The sequence below is a fragment of the Nocardia sp. NPDC057440 genome (assembly GCF_042802915.1).
Taxonomy (GTDB): Bacteria; Actinomycetota; Actinomycetes; order Mycobacteriales; family Mycobacteriaceae; genus Nocardia.
Genome location: NZ_JBHVDF010000010.1, coordinates 92,669 through 119,486 on the forward strand (window position 1 = coordinate 92,669; position 26,818 = coordinate 119,486).

The 26,818-nt window shown below is 67.3% G+C and carries 27 protein-coding genes; 13 read left to right on the plus strand and 14 right to left on the minus strand.

Features of this window, described 5'->3' with window-relative positions; genetic code table 11:
• Positions 1-47: 47 nt before the first annotated feature.
• Together ACFU4Z_RS21430 and ACFU4Z_RS21435 are read right to left on the minus strand one after the other, a co-directional pair.
• Positions 48-1,331 carry an HRDC domain-containing protein gene (locus ACFU4Z_RS21430; protein ID WP_379065596.1) on the minus strand — a complete coding sequence of 428 codons (1,284 nt, stop codon included), beginning with the start codon at positions 1,329-1,331 and terminating at the stop codon, positions 48-50.
• Positions 1,332-1,353: 22 nt separating this feature from the next.
• Complete coding sequence (locus ACFU4Z_RS21435) at positions 1,354-1,905, minus strand: DUF3000 domain-containing protein (protein WP_379065969.1); 552 nt, start codon at positions 1,903-1,905, stop codon at positions 1,354-1,356.
• Positions 1,906-2,230: 325 nt separating this feature from the next.
• Between ACFU4Z_RS21435 and hemE the strand changes: the two genes are divergently transcribed.
• The 5 genes from hemE (at position 2,231) to hemQ (ending at position 6,635) form a co-directional block, all read left to right on the plus strand.
• Entirely contained in the window at positions 2,231-3,295 is a 1,065-nt protein-coding gene (hemE, locus tag ACFU4Z_RS21440) for a uroporphyrinogen decarboxylase (protein ID WP_379065598.1), read from the plus strand.
• A 268-nt stretch (positions 3,296-3,563) separates the two neighbouring features.
• The gene (locus ACFU4Z_RS21445) at positions 3,564-4,109 is read left to right on the plus strand and encodes a uridine kinase (RefSeq protein ID WP_379065600.1); all 546 of its coding nucleotides are present in this window, start codon (positions 3,564-3,566) and stop codon (positions 4,107-4,109) included.
• A gap of 22 nt (positions 4,110-4,131) precedes the next feature.
• Positions 4,132-5,478 carry a protoporphyrinogen oxidase gene (locus ACFU4Z_RS21450; protein WP_379065603.1) on the plus strand — a complete coding sequence of 449 codons (1,347 nt, stop codon included), beginning with the start codon at positions 4,132-4,134 and terminating at the stop codon, positions 5,476-5,478.
• Entirely contained in the window at positions 5,465-5,644 is a 180-nt protein-coding gene (locus tag ACFU4Z_RS21455) for a hypothetical protein (protein ID WP_379065605.1), read from the plus strand. Before ACFU4Z_RS21450 ends, ACFU4Z_RS21455 begins: the two co-directional genes overlap by 14 nt.
• A 295-nt stretch (positions 5,645-5,939) precedes the next feature.
• A complete protein-coding gene (hemQ, locus tag ACFU4Z_RS21460; protein ID WP_328403444.1) occupies positions 5,940-6,635 on the plus strand; it encodes a hydrogen peroxide-dependent heme synthase in 696 nt (231 codons plus the stop codon).
• Positions 6,636-7,161: 526 nt separating this feature from the next.
• Here hemQ and msrB read toward each other — a convergent pair.
• From msrB to ACFU4Z_RS21480, 4 genes are all read right to left on the minus strand, one after another.
• Positions 7,162-7,605 (minus strand): peptide-methionine (R)-S-oxide reductase MsrB, encoded by a 444-nt coding sequence (gene msrB, locus ACFU4Z_RS21465; protein ID WP_379065608.1) that lies wholly within the window; start codon positions 7,603-7,605, stop codon positions 7,162-7,164.
• A 47-nt stretch (positions 7,606-7,652) separates the two neighbouring features.
• The gene (locus tag ACFU4Z_RS21470) at positions 7,653-8,999 is read right to left on the minus strand and encodes a glycosyltransferase family 87 protein (RefSeq protein WP_379065610.1); all 1,347 of its coding nucleotides are present in this window, start codon (positions 8,997-8,999) and stop codon (positions 7,653-7,655) included.
• 69 nt (positions 9,000-9,068) lie between these two features.
• Complete coding sequence (locus tag ACFU4Z_RS21475; RefSeq protein WP_379065612.1) at positions 9,069-10,625, minus strand: alpha/beta hydrolase; 1,557 nt, start codon at positions 10,623-10,625, stop codon at positions 9,069-9,071.
• Between the two features lie 79 nt (positions 10,626-10,704).
• Positions 10,705-11,466, minus strand: a complete 762-nt coding sequence (locus ACFU4Z_RS21480; protein ID WP_379065614.1) for a pyrimidine reductase family protein — start codon at positions 11,464-11,466, stop codon at positions 10,705-10,707.
• A 35-nt stretch (positions 11,467-11,501) separates the two neighbouring features.
• Between ACFU4Z_RS21480 and zapE the strand changes: the two genes are divergently transcribed.
• A complete protein-coding gene (gene zapE / locus ACFU4Z_RS21485) occupies positions 11,502-12,521 on the plus strand; it encodes a cell division protein ZapE (RefSeq protein WP_379065617.1) in 1,020 nt (339 codons plus the stop codon).
• Positions 12,522-12,611: 90 nt separating this feature from the next.
• A complete protein-coding gene (locus ACFU4Z_RS21490) occupies positions 12,612-13,406 on the plus strand; it encodes a tyrosine-protein phosphatase (RefSeq protein WP_379065619.1) in 795 nt (264 codons plus the stop codon).
• 55 nt (positions 13,407-13,461) lie between these two features.
• Here ACFU4Z_RS21490 and ACFU4Z_RS21495 read toward each other — a convergent pair whose 3' ends face one another.
• The 3 genes from ACFU4Z_RS21495 to ACFU4Z_RS21505 all read right to left on the minus strand — a co-directional run bounded on the left by ACFU4Z_RS21495 (position 13,462) and on the right by ACFU4Z_RS21505 (position 15,828).
• Positions 13,462-13,956 carry a GbsR/MarR family transcriptional regulator gene (locus tag ACFU4Z_RS21495; protein WP_379065621.1) on the minus strand — a complete coding sequence of 165 codons (495 nt, stop codon included), beginning with the start codon at positions 13,954-13,956 and terminating at the stop codon, positions 13,462-13,464.
• Between the two features lie 152 nt (positions 13,957-14,108).
• On the minus strand, positions 14,109-14,888 hold the full coding sequence (locus ACFU4Z_RS21500) for an ABC transporter permease subunit (RefSeq protein WP_379065623.1): 780 nt from the start codon (positions 14,886-14,888) through the stop codon (positions 14,109-14,111).
• Positions 14,889-14,940: 52 nt separating this feature from the next.
• Complete coding sequence (locus tag ACFU4Z_RS21505; RefSeq protein ID WP_379065625.1) at positions 14,941-15,828, minus strand: ABC transporter ATP-binding protein; 888 nt, start codon at positions 15,826-15,828, stop codon at positions 14,941-14,943.
• A 130-nt stretch (positions 15,829-15,958) separates the two neighbouring features.
• Between ACFU4Z_RS21505 and ACFU4Z_RS21510 the strand changes: the two genes are divergently transcribed.
• Positions 15,959-16,714 (plus strand): alpha/beta fold hydrolase, encoded by a 756-nt coding sequence (locus ACFU4Z_RS21510; protein WP_379065627.1) that lies wholly within the window; start codon positions 15,959-15,961, stop codon positions 16,712-16,714.
• Here the strand turns inward: ACFU4Z_RS21510 and ACFU4Z_RS21515 are convergent.
• The gene (locus ACFU4Z_RS21515) at positions 16,711-17,241 is read right to left on the minus strand and encodes a GNAT family N-acetyltransferase (RefSeq protein WP_379065972.1); all 531 of its coding nucleotides are present in this window, start codon (positions 17,239-17,241) and stop codon (positions 16,711-16,713) included. The genes ACFU4Z_RS21510 and ACFU4Z_RS21515 overlap by 4 nt on opposite strands.
• A gap of 5 nt (positions 17,242-17,246) precedes the next feature.
• Positions 17,247-18,488, minus strand: coding sequence for an MFS transporter (locus ACFU4Z_RS21520; protein ID WP_379065629.1), 1,242 nt, complete (start codon positions 18,486-18,488; stop codon positions 17,247-17,249).
• 327 nt (positions 18,489-18,815) lie between these two features.
• On the opposite strand from ACFU4Z_RS21520, the gene ACFU4Z_RS21525 reads away from it, so the two are divergent.
• Complete coding sequence (locus ACFU4Z_RS21525; RefSeq protein WP_379065632.1) at positions 18,816-20,132, plus strand: cytochrome P450; 1,317 nt, start codon at positions 18,816-18,818, stop codon at positions 20,130-20,132.
• 51 nt (positions 20,133-20,183) lie between these two features.
• Complete coding sequence (locus ACFU4Z_RS21530) at positions 20,184-21,716, plus strand: flavin-containing monooxygenase (RefSeq protein WP_379065635.1); 1,533 nt, start codon at positions 20,184-20,186, stop codon at positions 21,714-21,716.
• Here ACFU4Z_RS21530 and ACFU4Z_RS21535 read toward each other — a convergent pair.
• Positions 21,713-21,931 (minus strand): hypothetical protein, encoded by a 219-nt coding sequence (locus tag ACFU4Z_RS21535; protein ID WP_379065637.1) that lies wholly within the window; start codon positions 21,929-21,931, stop codon positions 21,713-21,715. The two genes, ACFU4Z_RS21530 and ACFU4Z_RS21535, sit on opposite strands and share 4 nt — an antisense overlap.
• Before the next feature lie 21 nt (positions 21,932-21,952).
• On the opposite strand from ACFU4Z_RS21535, the gene ACFU4Z_RS21540 reads away from it, so the two are divergent.
• Positions 21,953-22,153, plus strand: coding sequence for a hypothetical protein (locus ACFU4Z_RS21540; protein WP_379065639.1), 201 nt, complete (start codon positions 21,953-21,955; stop codon positions 22,151-22,153).
• An 80-nt stretch (positions 22,154-22,233) separates the two neighbouring features.
• On the opposite strand, the gene ACFU4Z_RS21545 is transcribed toward ACFU4Z_RS21540, so the two are convergent.
• Positions 22,234-22,371, minus strand: coding sequence for a hypothetical protein (locus ACFU4Z_RS21545; protein WP_379065642.1), 138 nt, complete (start codon positions 22,369-22,371; stop codon positions 22,234-22,236).
• 428 nt (positions 22,372-22,799) lie between these two features.
• Between ACFU4Z_RS21545 and ACFU4Z_RS21550 the strand changes: the two genes are divergently transcribed.
• Positions 22,800-23,729, plus strand: coding sequence for a LysR family transcriptional regulator (locus ACFU4Z_RS21550; RefSeq protein ID WP_379065974.1), 930 nt, complete (start codon positions 22,800-22,802; stop codon positions 23,727-23,729).
• A 368-nt stretch (positions 23,730-24,097) separates the two neighbouring features.
• Here ACFU4Z_RS21550 and ACFU4Z_RS21555 read toward each other — a convergent pair whose 3' ends face one another.
• Positions 24,098-25,288, minus strand: a complete 1,191-nt coding sequence (locus ACFU4Z_RS21555; RefSeq protein ID WP_379065644.1) for a hypothetical protein — start codon at positions 25,286-25,288, stop codon at positions 24,098-24,100.
• Positions 25,289-25,820: 532 nt separating this feature from the next.
• Between ACFU4Z_RS21555 and ACFU4Z_RS21560 the strand changes: the two genes are divergently transcribed.
• Complete coding sequence (locus tag ACFU4Z_RS21560; protein WP_379065647.1) at positions 25,821-26,801, plus strand: hypothetical protein; 981 nt, start codon at positions 25,821-25,823, stop codon at positions 26,799-26,801.
• Positions 26,802-26,818 lie beyond the last annotated feature (17 nt).

A 26,818-nucleotide genomic window follows, 5' to 3' on the forward strand; every position in this document is an offset into this window, starting at 1 on the left:
GTCTCGCCCGGCAGGCGAATGGTGCGGCACAGGTCCCGGAACGGGCGTTAAGCGTCGCGCGTTTCCGGAGTCAGCGCCGCGGTCAGCCGAGGTACCGCCAGTTCCCGCTGCCACGGCCGCGCCCCGCCCGACTTGAGGAATCCGTCGATGGCCGCCGCCAGGTCGGCGGGTGAATCCGGGACACGGTCGTAATCCGGCAGCCCGTCCCAGCACAGTCGCCGCACCAGGTCGGGGGACAGCAGGTTCTCCACCGGAATGGCGTGTTCGGTGGACAGTTCACCCATCTCGGCACGCGCCCTGGTCAGCCGGGCGGCTGCAGCGGCATCCCGGCGTTCCCACCGGTTCACCGGAGGCGGCCCGTCGAAGGGCTGGGTCAGCGGCGGCAGCTCACTGTCGGGCAGTGTCCGACCGCGGTCGACGGCGCCGAGCCATTCCCGGGAGTACCGCCGCTGCCGTGGCCCGCCGAAGACCGGCAGCGCCCGCAGTTGGGCGATGGTGCGCGGCTCCGTGGTCGCGGCGGAAACGATCGCCGAGTCCGGCAGGATGCGCGCGGGCGCGACATCGCGCGATCGTGCCAACCCGTCCCTGGTGTTCCACAGTTCGCGTACGATCGCCAGCTGCCTGGTGCGGCGCAGTTGGTGGATGCCGGAGGTGCGCCGCCACCGATCGGCCTTCGGCGCACCGGGCTCGGTGCTGCGAACGTGCTCGAATTCCTGTGCGGCCCAATCTGTCTTGCCCTGCTCGTCGAGCGCTTTCGCGACTTCGTCACGCAGTTCCAGCAGCAGCTCGACATCGAGCGCGGCGTAGTTCAGCCACTCGTCGGGCAGCGGCCTCGTCGACCAGTCGGCCGCGCCATGGCCCTTGCGCAACGCCCTGCCTAGCAGTTTCTCGACCATTGCCGCGAGCCCGACGCGTTCGAAACCGGCCAGCCTGCCACCTAATTCGGTGTCGAACAGCCGCGCGGGGCGCAGACCGAGTTCGGCGAGACCCGGCAGGTCCTGATCCGCCGAATGCAGCACCCATTCGAGGTCGTTGATCGCCTCGGCCAGGGGTGCGAGCTCATCGGTCACCGGAATCGGGTCGATGAGGAAGCTGCCCGCTCCGGCGCGGCGGAGTTGGATCAGGTAAGCGCGGGCCGAATACCGGAAGCCGGACGCACGCTCGGCGTCGACGGCCAGCGGACCGGTGCCCTCGGCAAGGCGGGCAGCGGCGTCGGCGATCTCGCGTGCGGTAGCTAGCACCGGCGGAACACCCTCCGCGGGGACCAGCAGCGGCTCCGCTGCGTTGTCTTCCGCTGTGCTGCCCTGGTCGGACTCGTCTGCTACCGGCATAAACCTGAACTTTACGGGGCGGTTAGATGTGGTCGTTGCTGGTATAGGACTCTGGCCGCAGATGGGTGATACCGGCGGGCGGCAGCCCGGCCGCGTAGGCGAGCACTTCGCAGAACGCTTCCACGTGTGGCCGCATGTCAGTGGTGACCGCCGTCCACGATGCGCGCAGCTCCAATTGGTGCGCCCGCGGCGGCCCGGCGATGTCGCCGTAGCGCACCGAACTCGTCGAGGTGACGGTGCCGCCCAAGGCCGTGAACGGCTCGTTGCGCGTTTCGAGAGCGTCCACCAGCCAACTCCAGGCGACCTCCGGCAACAGCGGATCAGTGGCCAGTGCGCCGTCGATGTCGGCCTGGATATAGGCGACCAGGCGGAAGATGCCGTGCCATGCGTCGTCGCCGTCCGGATCGTGTAGCAGGATCAGCCTGCCGAATGCATCACCCTCGGAATCGACTGGCACGACAGAGGTTTCGGGGTGTTTGACTTCCGCGCCGAGCGCGTACGAAAAGGGGGCAAGGCGTTGCGGCGGTCGGATCGGTGCCAGCTCGATCCGAGGGTGCACGGCAGCGGTGGCCATCGCCTCGACCGCGGCACGAAATTGAGCTGGCTCATCGGGTCCCTCGGTCGGTGCGGCTCCGTCGCGGAAGTCGAGCGGTGTCACGGAAGCGACGGTAGACCTAGTCCGCCCGACGCGGTCGGAGGCGCGCCGCCAAGCCGCATTCTGCACCGTCGGACGCGGTGTTTCTGCGCTGCCGTGCGCGGCTGGGTGACGACGAGTCCGGACGGCTGCCGGGCGCGGCTCGCCGCGAGCGTTGCCCGGCCGGCCGCGGTCGCGTGCCGGACAGCGTCTCAGGAGTGGCTCTGCCCCGGCCGAGCGAAGACCGGGCGGCGGCCCGCTTACGATGAAGGCGATGAACACTCACACCCGCCGCCGGTTGACCGATGCTCCGTTCCTGGCCGCCGCCACCGGCGCCGCACCGAGCCGTCGGCCGGTGTGGTTCATGCGTCAGGCCGGCCGGTCGCTGCCCGAGTATCGCGAACTGCGCAAGGGCATCGGGATGCTCGAATCCTGCTTCGATCCGGAGCTGGTGTGCGAGATCACCATGCAGCCGATCCGCAGGCACGGCGTGGATGCGGCGATCTTGTTCTCCGACATCGTGGTTCCATTGAAGGCCGCGGGCATCGACCTCGACATCGTGCCCGGTGTGGGTCCGGTGATCGCGTCGCCGGTGCGCACCACCGCTGATGTTCGGGCACTGCCGCGGCTGCGACCCGAAGAAGTGGGCGCGGTCACCGACGGCGTGCGGCTGTTGACCGACGTGCTCGGCGAGACGCCGTTGATCGGGTTCGCGGGCGCGCCGTTCACGCTCGCCTCGTACTTGGTGGAGGGTGGACCGAGCAAGAACCACGAGCGCACCAAGGCCATGATGCACGCCGATCCGCAGACCTGGCACGAGCTGCTCGGCGTACTGACCGACATCACCATCGCGTTCCTGCAGGCTCAACTGGCCGCGGGCGTGGACGCGGTGCAGCTGTTCGACTCGTGGGCGGGCGCGCTCTCACTCGCCGACTACCGCACCTTCGTGCTGCCGCATTCCGAGCGGGTGTTCGCGGAGGTGGCTGCCGCAGGCGTGCCACGCATCCATTTCGGTGTCGGGACCGGTGAGCTACTCGGCGCGATGGGAGAGGCGGGCGCGGACGTCGTGGGCGTCGACTGGCGGGTACCGCTGACCGAAGCGGTGCGTCGCGTCGGACCGGGAAAAGCGTTGCAGGGCAACCTGGATCCCGCGGTCCTGTTCGCCGGTCCGGCAGCCGTCGAGGCCGAGACGCGCCGGATCGTCCGCGAAGCCGACGAGGCGATCACCATGGGCGCGGCCGGACACATCTTCAACCTCGGCCATGGCGTACTGCCCGACACTGACCCCGGCGTACTGACTGCCTTGGTCGAACTGGTCCACGAGCTCTGAGCTCCCGGTGGCCGGCTCGTAAGCCTCGACCGGCCGCCCGCGGTTCATCGAGCGAGTTCGGGCCGCTGCTCACGCGATGGGCGGCGGTACCACGCGGCGTGAATCCTGGGCGAACCCGACCAGCTCGCGTCGGGTCCGCATGAACAGCCGCGAAGTGTGGCGCACAGCGGGGACGATCGCTACTCGGCCGACCGGCGCGCCGCCTGGTGGTTCCGCCATAGAGACCGGGAACAGGGCTGATCAGCGGAGGGTTCATACCGTTGTGGATGTGTCGGTACAGGAGATTGCCGCGCGGATATTCGCGCATGAGCCGCGGCTCGGGTCGACGCGTCTGGTGGCGGTGGACGGGGGCGGCGGCGCCGGGAAGTCCACGCTCGCCGCGTCTTTGGCCGCGGAGTGCGGCGCGCAGGTGGTGCACACCGATGATTTCGCGGCGGAGAACAACCAGCTCGCCTGGTGGCCGAGGTTGGAGGAGCAGGTGCTCGAACCGATCGCGCGCGGCAGGCCGGGGCGGTATCAGCGCTACGACTGGGTCGATCGGGCCTTGGCCGAATGGCACGAGGTCACTCCTGGTGGCGTGATCGTGCTGGAAGGCGTCTCCTCCGCACGCGCCGCTGTGCGCGACCGGCTGTCGTTGGCGGTGTGGGTCGAGACACCGCCGGAGGTGCGGTTGTCCCGTGGGCTAGAGCGGGACGGCGCCCACACGCTGTCGCTGTGGCAGCAGTGGATGGCGACCGAGGACGCGCACTTCGCGGCCGATCGCACCAGGGAGCAGGCAGACCTGATTGTCCGTGGCGACACCAGCGGCCGATAGCGGGCAGGTTACGGTCGAAGGTATGAGAATCGCGGTTGTCGGCGGCGGAATCACGGGATTGGTTGCCGCGTATCGGTTGCGGACACTGCTCGGGCCGCGAGCCGACATCGTGGTCATCGATCGGGCCGATCGAGTGGGCGGCATTCTGTACACCGGTGAATTGGCCGGGGAGCCTTTGGATCTCGGGGCCGAGGCCTTCATCGGCCGTCGGCCGGAGGTGCCTGGACTGGTGCGTGAACTCGGATTGGAGCCGCAGCTGGTCGTTCCGGCGGGGCTGCGCCCGCTGCTCTGGTCGGAGGGCAGTGCGCATCCGATGCCGGAGCGCACTCTGATGGGCATCCCCGCGGACGCCGAGTCGATGCGCGGGCTGGTCGACGCCGACACACTCGCGCGGATCGACGCGGAGTCCGGTAGGCCGATGGCCTGGTACCCCGACGCCGATATCGACGTCTACAGCCTGATCGCCGACCGGTTCGGTGCGCAGGTCGCCGAGCGCAGCGTCGACCCGCTGCTCGGCGGCGTGTACGCAGGCAGCTCCCGTTCGATCGGTGTACGCGCGGCGCTGCCGACGCTGGCCGCGGCACTCGACGACGGCGCACCGAGCCTGACCCACGCGGTCGCCGCCGCCATGCCGCCGCCATCCGACGCGCCCGTCTTCGGCGGCATCCGCGACGGCTATCAGGTACTGCTGGAAGCGCTCTCGGCCAGATCCGACGCGAAGTTCGTCACCGCGACACCGGCCACTCGACTGGCCCGCGGCGTGCGCGGCTGGGTCGTCGACCCGGTGGGTGCCGTGGACGCGGTCGTGCTCGCCACCCCGGCGCCGGTGACCGCCCGCCTGCTGCGCACCCTCGCGCCCGCCGCGTCCGCCGCAGCGGCAGGCATCGAGCTGTCCTCCTCTGCCCTTGTCGCGCTGGCGCTTCCGCGCGACACGGCCCTTCCGCAGCACTCCGGCATCCTTGTCGCCACCGGCGAATCGTTGCGGGCCAAGGCGTTTACCCTGTCCAGCCGTAAATGGGCACACCTGGCGGAGCGCGAAACTGCCGCCGTGCGTGTCTCATTCGGCAAATTCGGCGACGATTCCACCCTGTCCTGGTCTGACGCCGACTTGATCGCCGCCGCCACCGAAGACCTCGCCACCGTCACCGGCGCCACCATCGAACCGATCGGCGCGCTCGTCCAACGGTGGCCGGGCGGCCTTGCCCAGTACGCCCCCGGCCACACCGACCGTGTCGCCGAAATCGAGTCGGCCGTAGCAAATCTCGACGGCCTCGCTGTCGCGGGCGCCTATCTGCACGGCGTCGGCGTCCCGGCCTGTGTGGCCTCGGGCACGGCGGCTGCCCACCGGATCGCGGGTGGACAAGGGTGAACCCAGCCTCTGCCGCTCGGTCTTGGGGCCGTGCGAGGAGCTGACGCGGCCCGCGTTCGTGTCCGGCAGCCGGGCTTCCTACCCGGTCTCGATCCGCGTAGGGCGACTGCCGTCGCGTTCGTTCATGCTCAACGGCGCCTCCTTCACCGTGTCGGCCGCACGGTGATAGGCGGTTGCCCACCGGGATTGTCGGCGGACCACACGCTGTACCTCCGGCATTCTCCGAACCACGCGCGGCACCTCGATCTGGCCATGTCTGCGCCGGATTTCGCGGCCCGCGCGTGTGATCGGCTTCGACCGGTTCGTATCGTTCGAAGGTTCGGCGTGTGATATCAGCATGCGACGCGGGCTTCGATGGCGAGTTCCATCGGCGATCGGGGCGAGGCCGTGCGATCGTTCGGCACGGTGGCTTCGATCGGCCCGTGGGCCGCCCGCGTTCGGGCGAGTGGCACGATGGAAGCATGGCGCGACTCGACTACCAGGCCCTCAACTCCACCATCCGGTACCTGATGTTCTCGGTGTTCCAGGTGAAACCGGGTGTGCTCGGCGAAGATCGAGCGAAGGCCATTGCCGATGCGCAGGCGTTTTTCGAGGGGCTCGCCGATCGTGACGTGGTTGTGCGCGGCATCTACGACGTGGCGGGCATGCGTGCCGACGCCGACTTCATGATCTGGACGCACGCCGAACGTGTCGAGGACCTGCAGGCCGCGTACGCGGACTTCCGTCGCACCACGGAGCTGGGCCGGGCGAGTACTCCGGTGTGGAGCAATGTGGCGCTGCATCGGCCTGCCGAGTTCAACAAGAGCCACGTCCCGGCGTTTCTTGCCGGTGAAGACCCGGGCAATTACATCTGCGTCTATCCGTTCGTGCGGTCTTACGAGTGGTACCTGCTGCCCGACGACGAGCGGCGCAAGATGCTCGCCGATCACGGTAAAGCCGCCCGTGGCTACCCGGATGTGCGCGCCAACACCGTCAGCTCGTTCGCCCTCGGCGACTACGAGTGGATTCTCGCGTTCGAGGCGCCGGAGCTGCACCGCATCGTGGATCTGATGCGTGATCTGCGCGCCACCGAGGCCCGCCTGCATGTGCGTGAAGAGGTTCCGTTCTATACCGGTCCGCGCGTCGAGGTGGACAAGCTCATCGCCGCGCTGCCCTGAGCCGGGCAGTCTTCGACGGCGACCCCGCCTGCGGCCTCCAGTGGATGGCGGGCCCGATCGGGTCGACGTGAACCCGATATGCCGTCTCGACCTCCGGTGATTCGGGTCAGCCCCCGCCGCGCGCACCACTACGGTGCCGTGCAGGGGGCCGGCAGTCCAGAGGATGGCGAGGGTCCGGTGGGAGAGGCAGTGCGGCCGGTGCGGTGGCGACGATACTGCCGACGTCCGGACCGAGGTCTGCCGCGGTATTCCTGGCAGCAGAATTCCACGCTGCAGAGCTGAATCCAGGATCAGCCACCCGCCCTCGGCGGACGCGCCGTCGGGCTCGGCAGACGTGCGGGGAGCGGCATTCTTCGGCGGCGGCTCTGGACAGCGCGCAAGTGGCCTTGTCTACCCGCTGTCCCGTGTGTTCGCCGACCTGCCCTTCGACAGCCGACACTGCAATTACTGAGCAACGCCGCGCAACGGACCAGATCCCCCGATATTTCGGGGGATCCGTATGTATCCTTCCGCTGAGCGCCGAAGACTACTGCGCTGCGGTGTCCGAGGGGTGCAGCTGCAGTGCGATGGAGTTGATGCAGTAGCGCTTGTCGGTGGGCGTGTTGTACCCCTCGCCCTCGAACACGTGGCCGAGGTGGCTGTGGCAATTGGCGCACAGCACTTCGACCCGTCGCATACCGAGGGTGTCGTCGGAGCGCAGGATGACCGCCTCCGACTCGGCCGGATCGAAGAATGAAGGCCACCCGCAGTGCGAGTCGAACTTCTCGGTGCTACGGAACAACTCGGCCCCGCACGCACGGCACACGTAGACGCCTTCGGTCTTGGCGTCGGTGTACTCGCCGGTGAAGGGGCGTTCGGTCGCGGCCTGCCGCAGCACCGCGTACTCCTCGGGATTCAGCTTGGCCTTCCACTCCTGCGGCGTCAGCTGGATGCGAGGCGCGGGCAGGGTCGTGTCAGCGTCGGAACTCATTGCTCCACGCTAATAGGTTTTCGGCTGACGTGCCGTAAACCGTGTCGCTACTTGACTGCGCTCGGCTGCGGTTCCCGAAGTCCGGACCGTTCGATGCCCTCGGCGTCGGTGTCTTCGGAGTCCGTCTTGCTCGCACTCTGCGGCGCCGCGGCGGCAGCCGTGTCGCCGCCGGAGTCGGGCGCCGACCGCATCCAGATCGGGTCGATGCCGAATTGCAGTCGACCGTCACGCTTGGCCGCCAGATAACGGTCACCGAGTACACAGAAGATCACGATGAGCAGCAGACCCCAGCCGAAGGTGATGCGCAGATACTCCAGGTTGCGCCCGAAGCCCTGCCAGCGGTCCGAGAGCCACTTGTCATAGGACATGAACCCGAACACCGCTAGCCAGGCAGGCCAGTTGCGCAGCACCGAATTGTGCAGCACCACCGACATCAGCAACGGGAACAGCATCATGGAGTAGTACATCTGCCCGAGCGAGGGCAGCAGGAACGACGCGGTCATCAGCACACCGGACGCGGTCGTCACGAAGAACAGTTCGTCCTCGCGGTAGTAGCGGTACAGCAGCCACAGCGTGATGGCGACCAGTACGCCCATGAGGATGCGCATGCCCCAGGTCAGCCACAACGGCAGGCCGTAGTAGGCCGCATTGCCGACGATGGCGCTGTTGAAGTAATCCCGCGACTCGACGATGTAGCGCGCGGTCCGGGTGAAGAATTTGTCCGCGTCCTTCGACAGTGGCCAGGCGATCGCGGTCAGCGCGACGGGTACGCCGATCGCGGTGTAGAAGACCTTCCACTGCCTGCGAGCGGCCGCGATCAGGATCAGCGGCGCCAGCGTTGGTTTCACGGCGATGCTCAAGCCGAGTATCACGCCTGCCCACAGGTCTCGGCGCTGCAACAGCAGATGCAGGAAAACCACTTCGGCCAGCAGGATACAACCGTTGACGTTGGTGAAAACCAGTGTGTTGATGACTGTTTCGGAGATGAACATCGCGAACAGCAGCACCGGAGCCGCCACCGAGGACAGCGTGAACTTGAACAGCTTCAGCAGCAGGTACCAGGCCAGGATGATGGCGACGGCGTTGAGCAGGATGAAGCACCAGCGCGACGTTTCCGGATCGACCAGGGCCAGCGGCGCGATCAACAGGGTTCCGCTCGGCGGATACAGGTAATGCGGGTCTACCGAGTCGAAATTGGCGGTGTACACCGGGTTGCCGTTGAGGAAGGCCAGCGACGCGTTGTAGACCGGCTTGAAGTCGTCGGTGATGAACCCGTTGACAGCCTTGATGAAGACCCGATTGAGCACAGTCATGACCGCTAAGGGCCAGAGTGCGAACTTGATCGCTTCGGCGGTGGTACGAGCGGTGCGCGGCTCGAGCTGTCGAAGTAACACTGGGGCACGGTACACCGGATCTGCTCATGCCGGTTGCGGGGACCTGCCGGGCGCGCCGATATCAGGGGGTCATGCGGGGCACGCGGTGCCATCCTTCGGCAACTTCGCGTCCTTCAGATAGTCGAGCAGCGCCTGTTGCGCACAGCCGGAATGGGTGAAGACCGGATGGCCCCAGCCCTGCCACGTCACCGAGGCGTGGCGAGCGCCCGCTGCGCCGAGCGCGCCGGTGACCGACGCCTGGCCACTGCTGCCGACGACCGGATCCGCGATCCCGCCGAGAACGAGAACCGGCAGGTCGAGCTTCGCGGGCAGCGGTGGCGCACCCGCGACCGGCCAGGCGGCGCACGCCATCATGGCGATCGCGGCGGCCTTGCCGAAGACCGGATACTTCTGTCCCCACTCGGCACTGAGTTCCGCGGCCCGGCTCGGGGTCGGCGGCGTCTGATTGTCGGTGCAGCGGTTCACGAATTGCCCGTCGCTCGCGGTGGCGGCGGATTCCCGCAGGATGAGGTTGCCGAGCGCACCGCGGTCGCCGCGTCCGGCCGCCGAGAGCGCGTCGGCGAGTTCGGCGATGCGGCTGGCCTGGTCGGCGCGCGGTCCGCCGAGGAAACCGGTCACCGCGGTCAGCAGCGCGTTCGCGGAGACATCGCCGAGACCTCTGGTGCTCGCGCGTTTCACCAGATCGGTGATCGCCGCGCGTGGGTCCGCGCCGAGCGAACAGTTGATTCCGGTGCAGCGCTGCGCGAAGGCGGTCAGCGCCGCCTCCGCGCCCTGGACCTGCTGTTCGGCCCTGGTGGTCGCGTCGGCGCCGACGGCTTCGGGGGAGTCGAGGACCAGCCGTGCCAGGTGGTCGCCGTACCTGCGGGCGAAGCTCAGCGCCACTTTGGCGCCGTTGCCGCTGCCGAGCAGGTCGATGTGTTCGACCTGCCACTGCTTGCGGAGCTGTTCGATGTCGTCGGCAGCGTGCGGAGCGTCGAAGGTGCCCTCGTAGGGGTGCAGGAAGTCGCGGCACGCGATGGTGGCGTCCTGGCTGAACCCGGTCACCGCCTCGGCGGGATCGGTTGCGCCCGGCGCGAATTGAGCGTTGTCGGCGAGGCCGCGCCGCACGTCGGCCGGCAGGCAGTCGATCGGTTGTGAGGTGCCGAGGCCCCGGCGGTCCACCGCGACGATCGGACGCGTGGTCAGCAGACCGCTCGCCGGTCCGACGGCCAGCCCGGCCAGGGTGGCCGAGGAGGACCGATCCGCTCCGGAGGTGAGCACCAGCGGGGCGGCGTCGGCCGGGGTCTGCGGCAGACGGGCCCGCATCGCGCCCGCACGGAAGGTGCCGAGCACCGAGCCCGTCCCGTCGATCGGTGTCGAGAACTCCGCGCACTCCAGGACCAGGCCTGCGGGCGCGGGGCCGAGCCCGAGCAGGTCGAGCGTCGGCGCCGTGCACTCCCGCCAGCTCAGGTCGGTCTTGGGCAGCTCGGCCTTGGGCGGCGGTGGCGGGGTCGACGTGGCGGCGGGCCCCCCGACGGCGGGCGCGCGCTCGACGGCGACACCGGGGCGATCGGAGGGGCCCGCACCGCATCCGGCGATCATGATCGAGAGTGTCGAGGCCAGCACGGCGGCCCGAGTCCAGCGCATGCGCTACAGCCTGCCAGGTTCGCCCGGTTGTTTCACAAAGCAGCCGTAGATGAGCGCTGAGGCGTGGGTGTCGCGCACGTCAGCGACGGGCCCAGCGGGTGAGTATCGTGCCGTCGTCGTCGAGCAGGATGTGCCTGCGTGCCATGGGGGTGTGGAACTCGTGTGCGGACAGCGAAATTCGTCGCGCCGTCCCGCCGACCAGCACAGGTGCGGTGGTCAGGCAGAGTTCGTCGATCGCGTCGGCGTCGAGCAACTCGCCGAACAGGTGGGGGCCGCCCTCGCACAGCACGCGGCGCAATTGGAGCTCTTCCAATGCGCGCAGCAGCCCTTTCGGTGTGACCGCGATATCGCCCGCCTCGACGACCCGCACGCCCGCGTCGCGCAACTGCTGCTTGCGGTCCTGCGGCGCCGCCGCGGTCGTGATGACGATGGGTGTGGCGGAGGCATCGGTGCACAGCCGCGAGCCGGGTTCGATCGCGGCGCTCGCGGTGAGCACGGCGATCGGCGGCGGTGCGCCGTCGCGGTGGCCGCCGAGCCCGCGATCGTAGAGAGCACGCCGCCGCCGCGGGTCGGCGCGGGCGCCGCCGTAGTTCTCCGCACGTACGGTGCCCGCGCCGACGAGGATCACATCGGCCAGCTCGCGCAGCATCGCGAACACCGATTTGTCGGCCGGCGTGCCCAGACCCTCGGACAGTCCGCCGCTGGTGGCGGCGCCATCGATGCTGGACACGAAATTGGCTCGGACCCAGGGCCGGTCGAGCCGGACGGGGTAGGCGTACAGCTCGGCCAGGTCATCGTCGCTCAGCCCTGTGAGCTGGATCGCATTGTGGATACGCTGCATGAAGCAACATCACACCACGTCATTAGGCTCCGTCTATGCAAGAACGCCTTGTCGATCGCCATCCGGAGGTTCCGGCAGACCAGTTGGTCGCGCAGATGGTGCCCCCGCCCATGTTCGACGAGGTCAGTTTCGCCTCCTACATCCCGGATCCCGAGGAGCCGAGCCAGGCTGCCGCGGTGCGCAAGGCAGAGGACTTCGCCGGTCAGGTCGCCAAGATCAACCACGCGGCCAACAAGAAGAGCCTGTTCGGCAAGAAGAAGCCGGTCAGTGGCGCGGGCCTATATCTCGACGGCGGATTCGGAGTCGGCAAGACCCACCTGCTCGCCTCGATATTCCACAGCGCGCCCGCGCCGAAGTCGTTCGGCACCTTCGGTGAGCTCACCAATCTCGTCGGTGCGCTCGGCTTCAACAATGCCGTCGAGCGGCTGGCGGCCAACAGTGTGCTGTGCATCGACGAATTCGAACTCGACGATCCCGGCGACACCATGCTGGTCTCGCGCCTGCTGACCGAGCTGTCCGCGCGCGGTGTGTCGATCACCGCGACCTCCAATACGTTGCCCGGCCAGCTGGGCGAGGGTCGTTTCGCCGCGCAGGACTTCCTGCGGGAAATCAAGAAGCTCGGCTCGATTTTCGAGGCCGTGCGCGTCGACGGCCCCGACTACCGCCACCGCGATCTACCGCCTGCCCCCGAGCCGACCTCACCGGAGCTGCTGACCGAACGGGCCACTGCCACACCGGGATCCACGCTCGACGAGTTCGACGCGCTGCTGCAACACCTGAGCACGCTGCATCCGTCGAAGTACGGCGCCCTGATCTCCGGAGTGTCTTCGGTGTACATCTCGAACGTGCACCAGGTCAACGACCAGGCCGTCGCACTGCGCATCGTGGTGCTCGCGGACCGGCTCTACGACGCGAGCATTCCGGTGACCGTCTCCGGCGCCAAGCTCGACGAGATCTTCTCGCAGGAGATGCTCGACGGCGGATACCGCAAGAAGTACCTGCGCGCGATCTCGCGACTGCTGGCGCTGTCGCGTTTCGAAGCGGCAGCCGCATAGCGGCTACTGCCCAAAGTTGACCTACTGGTATTTCAATTGGTTGGGTGGTCTCGAGCCGGGGCTGTTTGTTCAACCGTTGGGAGACTTGTCATGGTCAGTCGTTCGATCCGTGTCCCGGTGGCACTCGCCGCCGGTCTCACCGTCGCCTTCGGGCCCGTGACAGGTGCTGCCCTCGCGGACCAGCCGAGCGCGTCGGCGACTGTATTCGACCGTTCGCTGAACCTGCAGGGCGTGCAGAACGCGCGTGACGCGGGCGGCTACCGCACCGTCGACGGCCGACTGGTACGTACCGGTCTGGTGTACCGCACCGGTCAGCTCAACAATGCGACACCAGCCGATCTCGCGGACCTGACCCAGCGCCAGGTCCGCTACGTCGACGACCTGCGCACCGTCTACGAACGCGCCATCGGCGCCGACAAGGTGCCCGCCGGAGCCACCGCGCACTGGGCCGATGTCATCGGCCAGGCGCCGCCACAAACGCTGATCACCACCCTGACCGGTGGCGACGACCTCTACCGCGCCTTCATCACCGCCCCCGGCGCCAACGAGGCCTTCGCCGCGGTGCTGCGCGACGTCATCGAGACCGAAGACGGCGCAGTGCTGTTCCACTGCACCGCGGGCAAGGACCGCACCGGCTGGACCTCCGCGGTCCTGCTGACCGTTCTCGGCGTCGACCGCGACACCGTGAACCAGGACTACCTGCTGTCGAACCAGTACCGCAACACCGGCCCGAACGACACCATCAACGGCGTCCAGCAGCCCTGGCTCGACGCCGCCTTCGATCAGGCCGCCGAGACCTACGGCAGTTTCGACAACTACGTCCGCGACGGCCTGCGGCTCTCGACCACCGACGTTGCCGCGTTGAAGGCCAAGGTGCTGGCCTGATCTCGGCTGTCACGCAAGGGATCCCGGCGGATGCCGGGATCCTCTGATGCTCGGTTCAGGAGCGCGGGTGCGCGGCATCCCAGCGATCGAGCAGTACGGGTATCTCCTTGGAGACGAAAAGGAAGAACTCGTGCATGTCGCGGACCCGGGCGGCTTGTTCGCCGTTCGGGTCGTCGAACAGCGCGAGGCCGCGTGTAGTCGTGTCGGTGAGATCGGTGTATTGAGCGAGCTGTTGGCGCTGCAGGTCGGGGAGGATTCCGGGCCGGATCGAGTAGTAGTCCCTGCGGTCACCAGGCTTGGACGTCTTGTCCACCCAGCGCATGGTGACCAGAGTCTTCAGTGCGCTCGAGATGGATCCCTTCGATGCCTGCAGCGCGTCGGCGATCTGGCCGAACGTCTGCTGGGGCGGGTCGCTGATCAGCAGCCAGGCCGCCGCCCGGCCGACCATCCGGACCAGGCCCATTTTTTCGAATACGAGCGCCAAATCCTCGACGAACGCCAACTGTTCCTGGGTGGGGTCATTGGTCGGCTCGTTGTCCGTGCTGGTCATGATCGGGCCTCGCCAGTGGTCTGTTCCGTGATCCCCAGTGGCGCTGTGCATGTGTGTCGTTCGCTGCGCTCGCTCATCGGTCGAGTATCCCTTCGGTGGTGTCGATATGGGTAAACGGGGCGGGCCGTGTCGGCCCGCCCCGCTCGGAAAAATCAGACCGCCAGGTCGCGGCGGTCGAAGGCGCTCAGCGCTGCCGTCACGGCGACGACGACCACGGCGACCAGCACCGCGAGGTTGATGACGTTCCAGCCGTTGACCAGTGGTGAGTCACCGATCGCGTAGTAGAAGGGCGACAGCTTGCGCAGCCATTCGGTGCCGTCGAACATCCCGCCGAGGTTGTTGGCCAGGTAGGCGGCCAGTGCGACCAGCGCGGCGAATCCCAGTGTCAGCGTACGCTTTCCGGTGATCGCGCCGATCAGCATGGTGATCGTGCCGACGACGAGGGCGAGCAGGCCGAGTCCCGCGCTTGCGGCAACGATATTGCCCGCTGGAATGTTCATCTGTCCCGCGTTCGCGCCGGCGATGATGCTCAGGGTGAAGACAGTGGTGACGATTCCGGTTTGCACCGCCAGCGCCGCGAACCGCTGCGCGAGCAGGCCCCGGCGGTTGATCGGTTGAGCCAGTAGCAGATCCAGCGTTCCACTGTCTTCCTGGGCGGCCGAACGTGCCGCGAAGGTAACCGCGAAGATCAGCAACAACAGCGTGCCCATCATCGCGTACACCATCGATTGCAGATAGCCGGTGGCACTGGCGAAATCGCCCATACCCATGGCCTCGTACATCTTGTTCTGCTTGATGTCGAGCGAGCCCTGCTGCTGCAGCGACTGGAAGTTGGGCAGGTACATCATCGGGACGATGGCCAGGCCGATCGACCAGCCGATCAGGCCGCGGCGCTGTTCCTTCAGTGTCTGGGTGAAAACCGAGCGGGTCATGACGAGTTCTCCTGTGCGATAAGTATTCTGGTGGTGTGCTTGCCGGTACGGGTCAGCGGCCGTAGAGGCTGAAGAAGATCTGTTCGAGATCCGGCTCGGTGGAGAGCACGCTGATCAGGCGGTTCTTCGCCGCCATCTTGAACAGGTCGTCGACTTCGCCTTCGGTGGTGCAGCGCAACGTTTTTCCCTCGATGGTCAGGTCGCGCACACCCGGCAGCTTCGCGAAATCATCGGCGAAAATGTCCTCGCCGAACACCAGCTCGACCGAGCGCGGCGAACGCCGCCGCAGATCCTCGACGTTCTCGGTGCCGAGTAGCCTGCCCGCGCGCATGATGACGGCCCGATCGGCGGTCTGCTGCACTTCGCTGAGAATGTGCGAGGACATGAACACCGTCTGCCCGTTGTGCTTCGCCGCGGTGACCAGGTCCAGGAAGCGCTGCTGCAGTAGCGGATCAAGGCCGGAGGTCGGTTCGTCGAGAATGAGCAGGTCGGGGTTGTGCATGAAGGCGGCGATGATGCCGACCTTCTGCTTGTTGCCCTTGGACATCGCGCCGACCTTCTTGGACAGATCCAGATCGAGCAGATCGGCGAGGTCGGTGATCCGATTCGCCGGGACCGTGCCGCGCAGATCGGCCAGGAACCCGAGCAGGTCGCGTGCGGTGTTGCGGCCCTCGATCTCGAGCTCGCCCGGCAGATAGCCGATGCGCTTGCGCAGTTCCGCACCGCCCGCGCGCGGATCGACGCCGAGAACTTCGACGTGGCCCGAGGTCGGCCGGATCAGATCCAGCAGGATGCGGATGGTGGTGGACTTGCCCGCGCCGTTGGGGCCGAGAAATCCGAATACCTCGCCCTGGCCGACCTCGAGATTCAGCTCGGTGAGGGCGACATGCTTGCCGTAGTGCTTGGTCAGGCCCTCGGTGCGGATGGCGGCGGTGGTCATGATGCTCCTTCGAAAAGTTCTCGATCAGGTTCTGTATGTCTTGCAATTTCCGTAAGAACTGATGAGTTCAGTAAAGACTGAACATCCAGAACTTGTCAACCCCTGGATTGAACCCCGTTACGATGCGGGCATGACGAAGTTCGAGACCTGGGACGGGTTGGAGCTCAACTACCGAGTGTGGGAGGGCGACGGGGTCCCGGTCGTGCTGCAGCACGGGGTCGTCGCCGACACCAACGCCAACTGGATGGGCACCGGTGTGGTGCAGGCCTTGCGGGCTGCCGGGCACACCGTCGTCTCGCTCGACGCCCGCGGACACGGCCGCTCGGACAAACCGCACGACGCCGCGCGGTACTCGTGGGCGGCGATGGCGAAGGACGTCAGCGCCCTGTATGACGAGCTCGGCTTCGATCGCGTTGTGCAGGTCGGCTATTCGATGGGCGGGGTGATCTCGCTGCTGGTCGCGGCCGCCGACGAGCGGGTGACGAAGCTGGCTGTCGGCGGCATCGGTTCGGGTGTGCTCGACTGCGGTGGCGTCGACCGCCGCGTCATCGACATCGACGACCTGCGCGCCGCCATGCACGGCGACGGCGTAGGCGCATCCCCGGTCGCCATGATGTTCCGGATTCTCGCCGATGCGATCGGTGCTGACCGGGCGGCCATCGAGGCGGTCGCGACCGGTCTCGACGACGAGCCGATCACCACACTGGCCGGCGTTACCGTGCCCACGCTGGTCCTGGCAGGCGCCGCCGACCCGTTCGCCGCCGAACCCGAACGACTCGCGTCCGCATTACCCGACGGCACCCTGGCCGTGGTGCCCGGCGACCATTTGATGGCCGTGATCGAACCCGCATTTCATGCGGCGCTGGTGAATTTCGTGAAGAGCTAGAGCACCTTTCGCATGACGAAGTCGTGATGCAACTGGTTGCCGACGTGGAAGGTCCTGGTGCCCACCCTGGTGAACCCGTGCTTGGTGTAGAAACGCTGGGCACGGGTGTTTTCCTGATTGACCCCGAGCCAGACTCCCGCGGCCCCCTCTTCGTGAGCGCGCTGGAGTGTAGCGCGCATCAGCGCCTTCGATACCCCGCTGCCGTGATGGCCGGGCAGCACATACATCTTGCTGATCTCGACGACCGGCCGCAGATTCACCGCCGCGGCGACCTGGGGATCGCCCGGGTCGCCTGCGTGCAGCATCGCGTAGCCGACGATGTCACCGTTCGCGACCGCCTTCAGCACAGTGCGCGTGGGGTCGGTCAGGTATTCGCCGAAGCGCTCTCCGGACAGCGCATCGCTGATGAAGATCTCGATGTCGTCGGCGGTGGCGCCGGGCGGGCAGGCTAGTGGAAAGGTCGCGGCCGCAACGTCACTGAGGGCCTCGGCGTCCCACAGTCCGGCCCGGTCGACGGTGACTGGGATGTTGCTCATCTGTCCAGTACAGCATGGTCATCGCCCGCTGCGAGAAACTTGCCCGCTTCGGAACGTGAATGGAATACGCGTGCGAGCCCGATAAGGACCGCCGCGAACACGAGTGGAATGACGAATCCGGCACGGTGACCGAACCCGGCGGCGATCGCGCCGACCACACCGCCGCCGACGAGCGTGCCCGCGTAGTTGAACAGGTTCAGGCGCGCCATCAGCGCGTCCAACGCGCGTCCGCTGGTCAGCTGTCCCGCCTCACTGAAACACAGCGGTGCGATCACCGGCATCCCGATACCCGCGACCAAGAAGCCGGCAATGGCGACCACCGGCCCAGGAGCCGCGACCACCACCGCAAGGCCGACCACCCCGATCGTGGCGGCGACCTGCACGACCCGGCGCGGCCCGAAGCGCCGGACCCAGATGTCGCCGGTGAGCCGGGCGATCAGCGAGGTGCCCTGATAAGCGGCCAATGCCAAGGCTGCGGTGGCCGAACTGGCGAGCAGGTCGTCGGTCAGATAGAGCGCAGACCAGTTCCCGACCGCGAGGTCGATCGCGAACACCAGCGCCATGGCGATGCCGAACACCAGATACGCCGAGAGCGCGACGGTCCCCGATGGTTCCGTTGCTCCGGGTTCGCTCTCGGCCGGACCTTCTTCCGCCGGATCTTCTTTCGCCGCGTCGGCGCCGAGCAGTCGTGGTCCGAGTGCCACCCCGAGTACGAGTACCACCCCCGCCGCCGTCAGAACCGATTGGCGCAGCGTGACCTCGAGTGCCTCACAGCCGGACACGAAGAGCGCACCGGTGATCGATCCCGCGCTCCAGGCCGCGTAGAACGACGACAGGATGAAGGTGCCGTACCCGTGCTGGATGAACACCGCCTGCATATTGGTGCTCGCATCGACGATGCCGACCGCGATTCCGTAGCAGCCGAGTGTCACCAGCAGCACGATCGTGTTCGGCGCCATCGCGAGCGCGCAGCCGGTGCTCGCGATGCCGAGCAGACCGATGCGCAGCGTGGTGCGGCTCGACCAGCGGATCGCCAGCTGTTCGGCCGCCACGCTACCGCCACCGGCGAGCAGCGACACCAACACCACCGACCCGACGATCAGGCCGTCGGACAGGCCGAACCGCTCCTTCTGCTGCGGCAAGTGGGTAAGCACCACGGCGAAGAAGAAACCCTGCAACCCGAACGCGAGGGAGTTCGCGACCCGGGCGCCGCGCAGTACAGGCGCAATCGAACTCATTCCCGCAGGGTAACGACACCGACGGCGGCACGCCCGCCGAATCGTGCACGCAGAGAACTGCGCCCCGGCCTCGGTCCGGGCACATCCCGGTCGGACGGTGGACGATACTGGCATCGCGTGCCAGTATCGAAGGGGCACAAGACAACTCGTCCGGCGGGGCGGATCATCGAGACGAGACGGCCGCAGGCGGATTTCTCTCGTGCACCGGATGCCTGCGCCGCGCACCTGTGGAAGGCAGGCCCGCGGCCTTTCCCGCGGTCGGCGGAATGTGCGACATTTGCTCATGACCGGAACAACGATGCCTCCGGCTCGGATTCGGAGGAAGCGATGACTGCAACGTATCCGCCGGGCCCACCCCTACCGGCATTCGTACAGGGCTTCTTGTATATCCGCCGCCGGTCACTGATCTTGCCGCCGCTGCGTCGGCGCTACGGCGATGTGTTCGCGCTGCGAGTGCCGCCCTTCGCGGACAAGCTCGTCGTGTTCACCCGGCCCGAACACATCAAACAGATCTTCGCGGGCGACCCGCGCGACCTGCATGCCGGAGAAGGCAACCAGATTCTCGGGCCGATCATGGGCGCGCATTCGGTCCTGATGACCGACGAAGCCGAGCACGCCAGGGCGCGCCGATTGCTGATGCCTGCCTTCAACGGTGCGGCACTGCGCGGCTATCGGGACGTGGTCGCCGAGATCGCGGGCGCGGAAGTGCAACGCTGGCAGCCCGGTTCCACAGTGATCACCCTCGATCGGATGAACGCGCTCACCCTCGAGGTCATCATGCGGGTGGTGTTCGGCGTCACCGATGCACGCACCCGCGCGGCACTCGCGCCGCGGCTGCATCGCATCGTCACCATCGGCACCATCCAGTACATCGGCTTCCTGAAACCCGCGCTGCAGCGGTTCGCACCGTGGAGGGCCTTCCACGACAACCTGGTCGCCATCGACGACCTGCTCTACGCGGAGATCGCGGCCCGCCGCACCGCGCCCGACCTCGCCGAGCGCACTGATGTGCTGTCGAGGCTGCTGCAAGCCGGCGGTGAAACCGACGCCGACCCGCCGCTCACCGACGCCGAATTGCGCGACCAGCTGATCACCCTGCTGCTGGCCGGGCACGAAACCACGGCCGCCGCACTGTCCTGGGCCCTGCACGAACTCGCTGTCCACCCCGACCTGCAACAGCAGGCCTTCGAGGCGGTGCGCACCGACGACGACAAGACGCTCGAAGCCGTCATGAAGGAAGCCATGCGGCTGCGCACCGTGATTCCCGGCGCCGTCCGCAAACTCACCGGCGACATGACCATCGGCGGCTGGCGGCTGCCCGCGGGCACCGTGGTCAGCTGCTCCATCTTGCTGGCGCATCGCAGCACGGAGAACTATCGCGACGCCGCGACGTTCCGGCCGTCGCGTTTCCTCGACGGCGAGGTGGAGCCGAACACCTGGCTACCCTTCGGCGGCGGGGTGCGCCGCTGCATCGGTGCGGGTTTCTCGCTCATGGAGGGCACCACCGTGCTGCGCGAAATCCTGAACAGATACAGCCTGTCGGCGCCTGCCGGCGCGAAGCCGGAACGCGGTCGTGTACGCAACATCACTACCGTGCCGCGCGGCAAGGCCAAGATGGTCGTCACCCCACGTTCAGACGGGTGAAATCTTGGGCGGGCTTTGCCGCACGGGCGCAGGCGACGTAATCTCCGTCCCATGACGAGCGGGAACCGCATCGCGATCGTAGGTGCGGGCATCGCAGGCCTCGCCTGCGCGAAGGTGTTGCGACAGGAGGGATTCCCGGTCGAAGTATTCGACCGGACTCCCGACGTCGGGGGTGTGTGGAGCGCGACGCGCCGGTATCCGGGGCTGCGCGCGCAGAACAGCAAGCACACCTATCACTTCTCGGACTATCCGATGCCCGCGGACTACCCTCGCGTGCCCGACGGGCAACAGATGCAGGCGTACCTGGACGGATACGTCCGCCACAACGGCCTGGGCGAGCACCTGCGGCTCAATACCGAGGTGGTCGCCGCCGATCCCGTCGACAGCGGTTGGCTGCTGGAGATTCGTGACAGGGGCGGTATCCGCCGCACCTCCTGCGACCACCTGGTGATCGCCAACGGCGTGTTCAGCGATCCCGTGCTGCCGGACTTCCCCGGCGCCGACCGTTTCCGCCGCGCGGGCGGGCAGTTGGGTGTCGCCTCGAAATTCCATGACGTCGAAGCCGTGCGCGGCAAGTCGGTCGTTGTGGTCGGCTACGGAAAGTCCGCCTGCGATATCGCCGAGGCAGTCAGCCACGTCGCCGCCTCGACCAGTGTGGTCGCGCGACGGCTGCTGTGGAAGATGCCGCGCAAGCTGGCCCGCGTCCTGGATTACGAACGACTGATGCTGACCCGCATGGGAGAGGCGCACTTCCGCTATCAGGAGCTCGGCCGGTTCGAACGCTTCCTGCACGGCCGTGGCCACTCGTTCCGTGACACCAATCTCGATGTGATCCAGGAGCTCGCCACCAAGCACATGAACCTGCGTGAACTGGGTCTGGTGCCCGACGGCAGGTTCGAGGAGATCGCGGAAAGCACCGTCGGTCTCACCACCGAAAACTTCTACGAGCAAGTGGCGGCGGGCCGTATCGCGGTCCATCGCGACGCCACCATCGCGGAGATGCTCGGCGGTGACAACGGACCCGGCGTGCAGCTGTCCACCGGCGAGATGATCCAGGCCGACGTCGTCATCTGCGCCACCGGATTCCATCAGCGTGTCCCGTTCCTCACCCCGTACATCCAGCGTCAGCTCACCGACGACGACGGCAATTTCCGCCTGTACCGCCAGATCCTGCCGGTCGGCGTCCCGAACCTGACCTTCGTCGGCTACAACTCCTCGGTGATCAGTGCGCTCAACGCCGAGGTCGCCGCGCACTGGACCGCCGCACTGCTCGGCGGCAGGCTCGCACTGCCCACCGCCGAGACCATGGGCGCGCAGGTCGACGAACGCCTGCAGTGGATGGCCGAGCGGACCAACGGCCACCACGCCCACGGCACCGCGATCACCCCGTTCTCCATCCACAACATCGATGAGATGCTCGCCGACCTGCACTATCGGTTGCCGCTGAGAACTCGCGCCGCCCAATGGTTCCGGACGATCAAACCGTCGTCCTACCGCGGTCTCGGCGAGCGCCGGTCACCGGCGAACCACACTACGCCGGGGGTGCAGGTGCCCGCCGGAACCCCGGCAGCGCCAGGCAGCTAGGCGATGGCCGGAACATAGGCCATGCCGTGCGCACCCTGATTGGGGATCGATCGGTCCAGCGCAGATCGTCGCCGCGATCCACCTCCAGAGTCGCGGTTGTCGATGGGTCCGACGCCCACCTCGATCCGGCCGAACGGAGCGATCGCGTCGTATATCGAGAGCAGCCCGGCGCGCAACGGTGAGCCGACGTCACCGAATCGCCACTGGCCCACCATGACGCGGCTGTTCGCGGTGACATGGACCGGCCCGGCACCGCGGGCGTGGAAATCGTCTCGACCACGGCGTCGGTGCCGACGTCGATGACCTACACCGCATACGAGGCTTCCGCATCGGGCGGGATGCTCATGACAGGCGTCGCCACGAGCAACAGCGCACTGTCGGGCGACAGGGCCAGGCCTTCGCTGCCCGGCGCCGGTATTCGCCGTGCCGCCCCGTGATCGGTGAGATCGAGCACCGAAACGAATGGTGCCCGTTTGTTGCTGGTGTACACCTTCTTGCTGTCCGGAGTGAGTGCGGCCTAGTGCGGGATCGCGGCGTCCGCCGAGATGCGGCGCACGATATGTCGGGATTTCAGAGCGATCGCCACGAGCCCGTTCGGTCCCGCGGGGTCCTCCTCGACACCGGCGTACAGCAGCCCGGTATCGGAGTCGAGCAACAGTTCGTGCGGTGCGTGCTCTGGAGACAGGTCGAGACATCGACGATGTCATGGATGTCGACATCGACCACGGTGATCTCATGGCTCTCGGCCGCATGGGCCGGCCACATGGCCCGAGCGATAGGTGTGGCTGGCGTATAACAGCCGTGAGCTGGGATCGAAACACAGTTCGTGTCCTTCGGGAACGACATCGATTCGTGCTGTACGGGTACCGGTCGTGAGATCGACGAAGCTCAGTGTGCAACCGCTCTGGCTCAGCACAGCAACCTGGGGATGGGGGACATGAGTGGCTGAGTCCTTCCGGCAGTGGATTTCGAGATCGGCAGCACGGCGCCGTCTGGCTACAACGCCAGGAGTCGACACGGATTATCACCAGCGCAATGTTGGTATCTTGTCTTTCCGCTGGTGATAATCCATGGGTGGAAGCCTTGGACATGAACCTCTTGGTTGCTCTGGATGCGCTACTGGACACCCATAGCGTCACGCGGGCTGCCGAGCGGATGCACACCTCGGCCCCCGCCATGAGCCGAACGCTGGCTCGGTTGCGGCGCGTGCTCGGCGATCCGCTATTGGTGCGCGCAGGCCGCAATCTGGTGCCGACGCCGCGCGCGCTGGAGTTGCGCTACGAAGTGAGCGTGTTGGTCGAGCAGGGCCGTGCGCTGCTCACCCCGCGCGGCGCCCTTGACCCCGCAGGGCTCAAGCGCAGCTTCGCCCTGCAGGCGGGCGACACGGTGCTGACCGAACTCGCCGCCCCGCTGCTGACCGCCGTCCGGGCCCGAGCCCCTGGCGTCACAGTGCATTTTCTGCCCGACACCTTCGAGGGGACCGCAGCGTTACGTGACGGTCGAGTCGACATCGAGGTGGGCGTCATCGACCACACCGATCCGGAAACGACGGTGCAACGGGTGCTCGGCGACCGGGTGATCGGCGTCGCGGCGCCCGACCACCCGCTCGCCACCGACCGTGTCACAGTGGCGGCGTTCGCCTCGGCCGCGCACCTCTCCATTTCCCGGCTCGGTCGCGCCCGCGGCCCCATCGACGACCGACTGGCCTTGCACGGCCGCACCCGCCGCGTTGTAGCCACCGTCCCGAACCTCACCACCGCACTGCTCGCCGTTCGAGCGGGCCACCTGATCTGCCCGGCGCCCGCCGCCCTCAGTGCCACCACATTGGCCGCGCTCGGGTTGTGTGCCTTCAAGATTCCGCTACCTCTGCCGGAGGTGACCATCGGTATGGCCTGGCACCCCCGCAACACTGCCGACAGTGGCCACCGCTGGTTTCGCGAGCTGATCCGCGCCGTCCTCACCAGCGCTGTCGACGGCGCAGACCCACACTCTCGCCACGGCGACCGACCGTAGGGCGATTCGGCCGTGTCCTGTCGGCATCAGACACGGGATTCATGGGCAATCTGTAGCCGGGACAGTCCGCCGTCGACATCGGCGCGCCAGCCTCGATCGTGCCGTTGCCTTGTGCCGAGCCCGCCGAGCCGCCCGGACACCAGGTCGAGGCTGCGCTTGCCGGCGTGGTGACGGCTGTATCAGGACTGCACCGAAGTCGCAGCCCAGCTTTTGGTCAGCGGGCCCTGCGGTCTCGAACGAGGGCCGTCGGCAGCGTCGCCCGGGAGTTCGGTGCGGGGTTCAGTTTCTGCGATCGGTACGCCTGGGTCGGCGGTGGCCTGTGCGGGTGCGGTGCAGAGCCCGGGCGTATGACACCGGCAGGTCGCTGTCTACCCCTCGGTTCGCACCGCGAAATGCGGGTCGATACCGGGCAATTCGCCCGGGGAAGGCGCTTCGGGGCGAGCGCCGAAGGGACCGTTGCGCTTGAGTTCGTCGAGCATCGCCTGCAGCTTGTCCACGTGAGAATTGTCTTCGGTGGTTGTGGCGGCGCGATGGGCTCCCGGCGGGATGGGGACGGCTTCTTCGCGGTCGTTGCGGGGCGCGGTCATGCCGGAATCGGGTCGGGTCGGTGGCGTTTCTAGGCGGCCGTTGCTCGGTCCTGTGCTGCTGTAGTCGGTCCGGCCGTTGCTCGATCCTGTAGTGCTGTAATCGGTCCGGCCGTGGTTCGTGGGCGCCGTGGATGCGCCGCGGCCGTTGCCCGCGGCGGGTGAGCTGAAGTCGGCCCAGTCGTTTCGAGATGCCTGAGCAGGGGGCGTCAGGCGTTCGTTGCTCCGGGGCTCGGCAGGTTCGGGTCGCTCGGAGTGCGTAGTCGGGGCTGTCTCCGGCCATTCGCTACGGGGCGGCGCCGGGGGCTCCAGGCGCTCGCTGCCGAAGGTCGGCGCCGTCTGCTCCAGCCGGGAGTTACGTGGCTCGCTGTGTGTCGCGGGACCGAAGGGTTCGCTGTGGAACGGGGCCGCTGTCGACTCGGCGCGTGGTGTGCGCGGGGTGATCGTCGCCGGCTCGACGTGTTCGTGCTGCACTGGGGGAGTCGGGGATTCGAGCCGTTCGTTGCGGAAGGCGGGTGCGGCGGGCTCGGTCCGGGTATTCGGCGTCACAGCCGGGGCGGGGTCTCGGCGTGGCGCTGCCGGAGTAATTTCGAACGGCGCTGTCGGTGTCCGTCCGGACTGGTCGCCGAGTGGCGGTATCACGGTCGCTTCGCGGCGTTGCGCGCGCGAGGGCAGCTTCGGCGAATCCGGACGGCTCGCGTCGAGCCTGCTGGGAGTGGCCTCGACGGTGTCCTTACTCGGGGCGCCGCCGGATTCGACGTGTTCCAATCGCGCGTCCAGCTTCGTCATATCATCCCCGGCACGAAAAGCCCACGCCTCCAGCTTCGCAAGGCGCTCGATCACGTCGTTGTCGTCGCGATTCTCGTCCACGCGGCCGGCCACAGCGTCCAGCTTGTCGCTTACCTCGCGCAGGGTCGTCGCGAGGCTCGACAAGAGCGCGCCGATCGACTCGCCACCCGGCTCGCCGTGGTCCATTCGTTTACCTTCTTCCCCGTATGTGCCCGAACTCCGCCCGTGGCCGGCCGATTCTATCCGTCGATCGGTAGATACGCGGCTCGAGGCAACCAGCACCCAGTGGGCCGCGGCACTTTTCGTTCGCTTGGGAAACTACTCGCTGTCGTGCGCTATCGCTGCAGCGGTGATCGACCGATAGTAGATCGGCATCGAAACGAGCGGCTGTGTCGAGGGGGCTGTACCAGTGGCATGGGCGCCCTCGGGCAAGACGGCCGACAATCTCGAATGGGCTTGTATCGTGGTCCGGCCGTGTCACGGAAATGGCGGCAAGTGTCAATCCGCCGGAATTTCTGTGGTGATGCTCTCGTATGTCGCTGCGAAATCCCTTGTGACGCACCGCACATTGGCTGGTAAGCGGTGGTTCTCCAGTTATGGCGCACCCGAGCGCGGGGTAAAGGGGACTGGCGGGCGATGGAAGTCTGACGCACTCTTGATCTATGGCTGACGATCGAGGTCGTCGGAACTGCGGTGGTTTGGGCAGGGGAGTGGTCGCGTGAGGACGAAGCAGCGAGTGGACACCGCTTGCGGGCGTCGGGCGATGCTCGCCGAATTGGGCATATCGGATAGTCGCGGGTCCGAAGATGTGGTGTCCGAGGGGCCGGTGCGCGGACCAGGGCGGGACGAGTCCGGATATGCCTGTCGGTGCCCGGATTGTATCGACGCGCAATGGAATATTCGGCGGCTGAAGCATTGGCTGGCCGCCAGGATGCTCGCCTACGGCGCCGACGAGGCCGAGGTCGATCGCCGTGTCGGCGATGTGCCGGTGGACATCTACTGGCGGGTGGGCGACCGGGAGTTCGCCATCGAGGTGCGCAGCGGGCCGCTGGATCGGGATTCGGCACAGCAACATACCGCGCGGCTGCGCGCGTCCGGGTGTGCCGGTGTGCTGTGGCTGTGCGCGCCTGGCTATTGGGTGGCCTACCTGCCCGCGATCGGGGTCGCCGATCTCGCACCGCCCGCGTGTGACTATCTCATCGACCTCGGAATGCTCGACGCCGCGCACAGTGCTGTGGTCGTTCCGCAACGCGAACCGTATGAACTGCGCGACTTTCTGCGGGGCTGGGTCACCGGTGACATCGTGTGGGGCTACCGAGACGTGACGACAGGAGGATGGGCAACCGTGACCGACTGGGAACACCACACCAGAACGCAGGCCAGCGTCATCGCCCGCCAACGCCAAGAACTGGTCAATCAGCGCACCACGCTGGCCCTGTCCCGGAAATCGGTGCGGGACAAGCAGAAACAGATCATGAAGCTCGCCGCCCGGTTGGAGCGCGCCGAGGAATCCACCCAGGGGCACGCCGACTCACTTGCCGAAGCGCAGCGCAGGCTCGCCGACCACAACCGTGTCGACACCAGCCTGCGCGCCACCATCACCAATCTCCAGCAGACCATCAGCCACTGGCAACTGATCACCTGCTGCGCCATGATGCTGATCGTCACCTTCCTCGCCGGTGCGATGGTGGTGCGCTGAGATCGGCGACGGCCGCG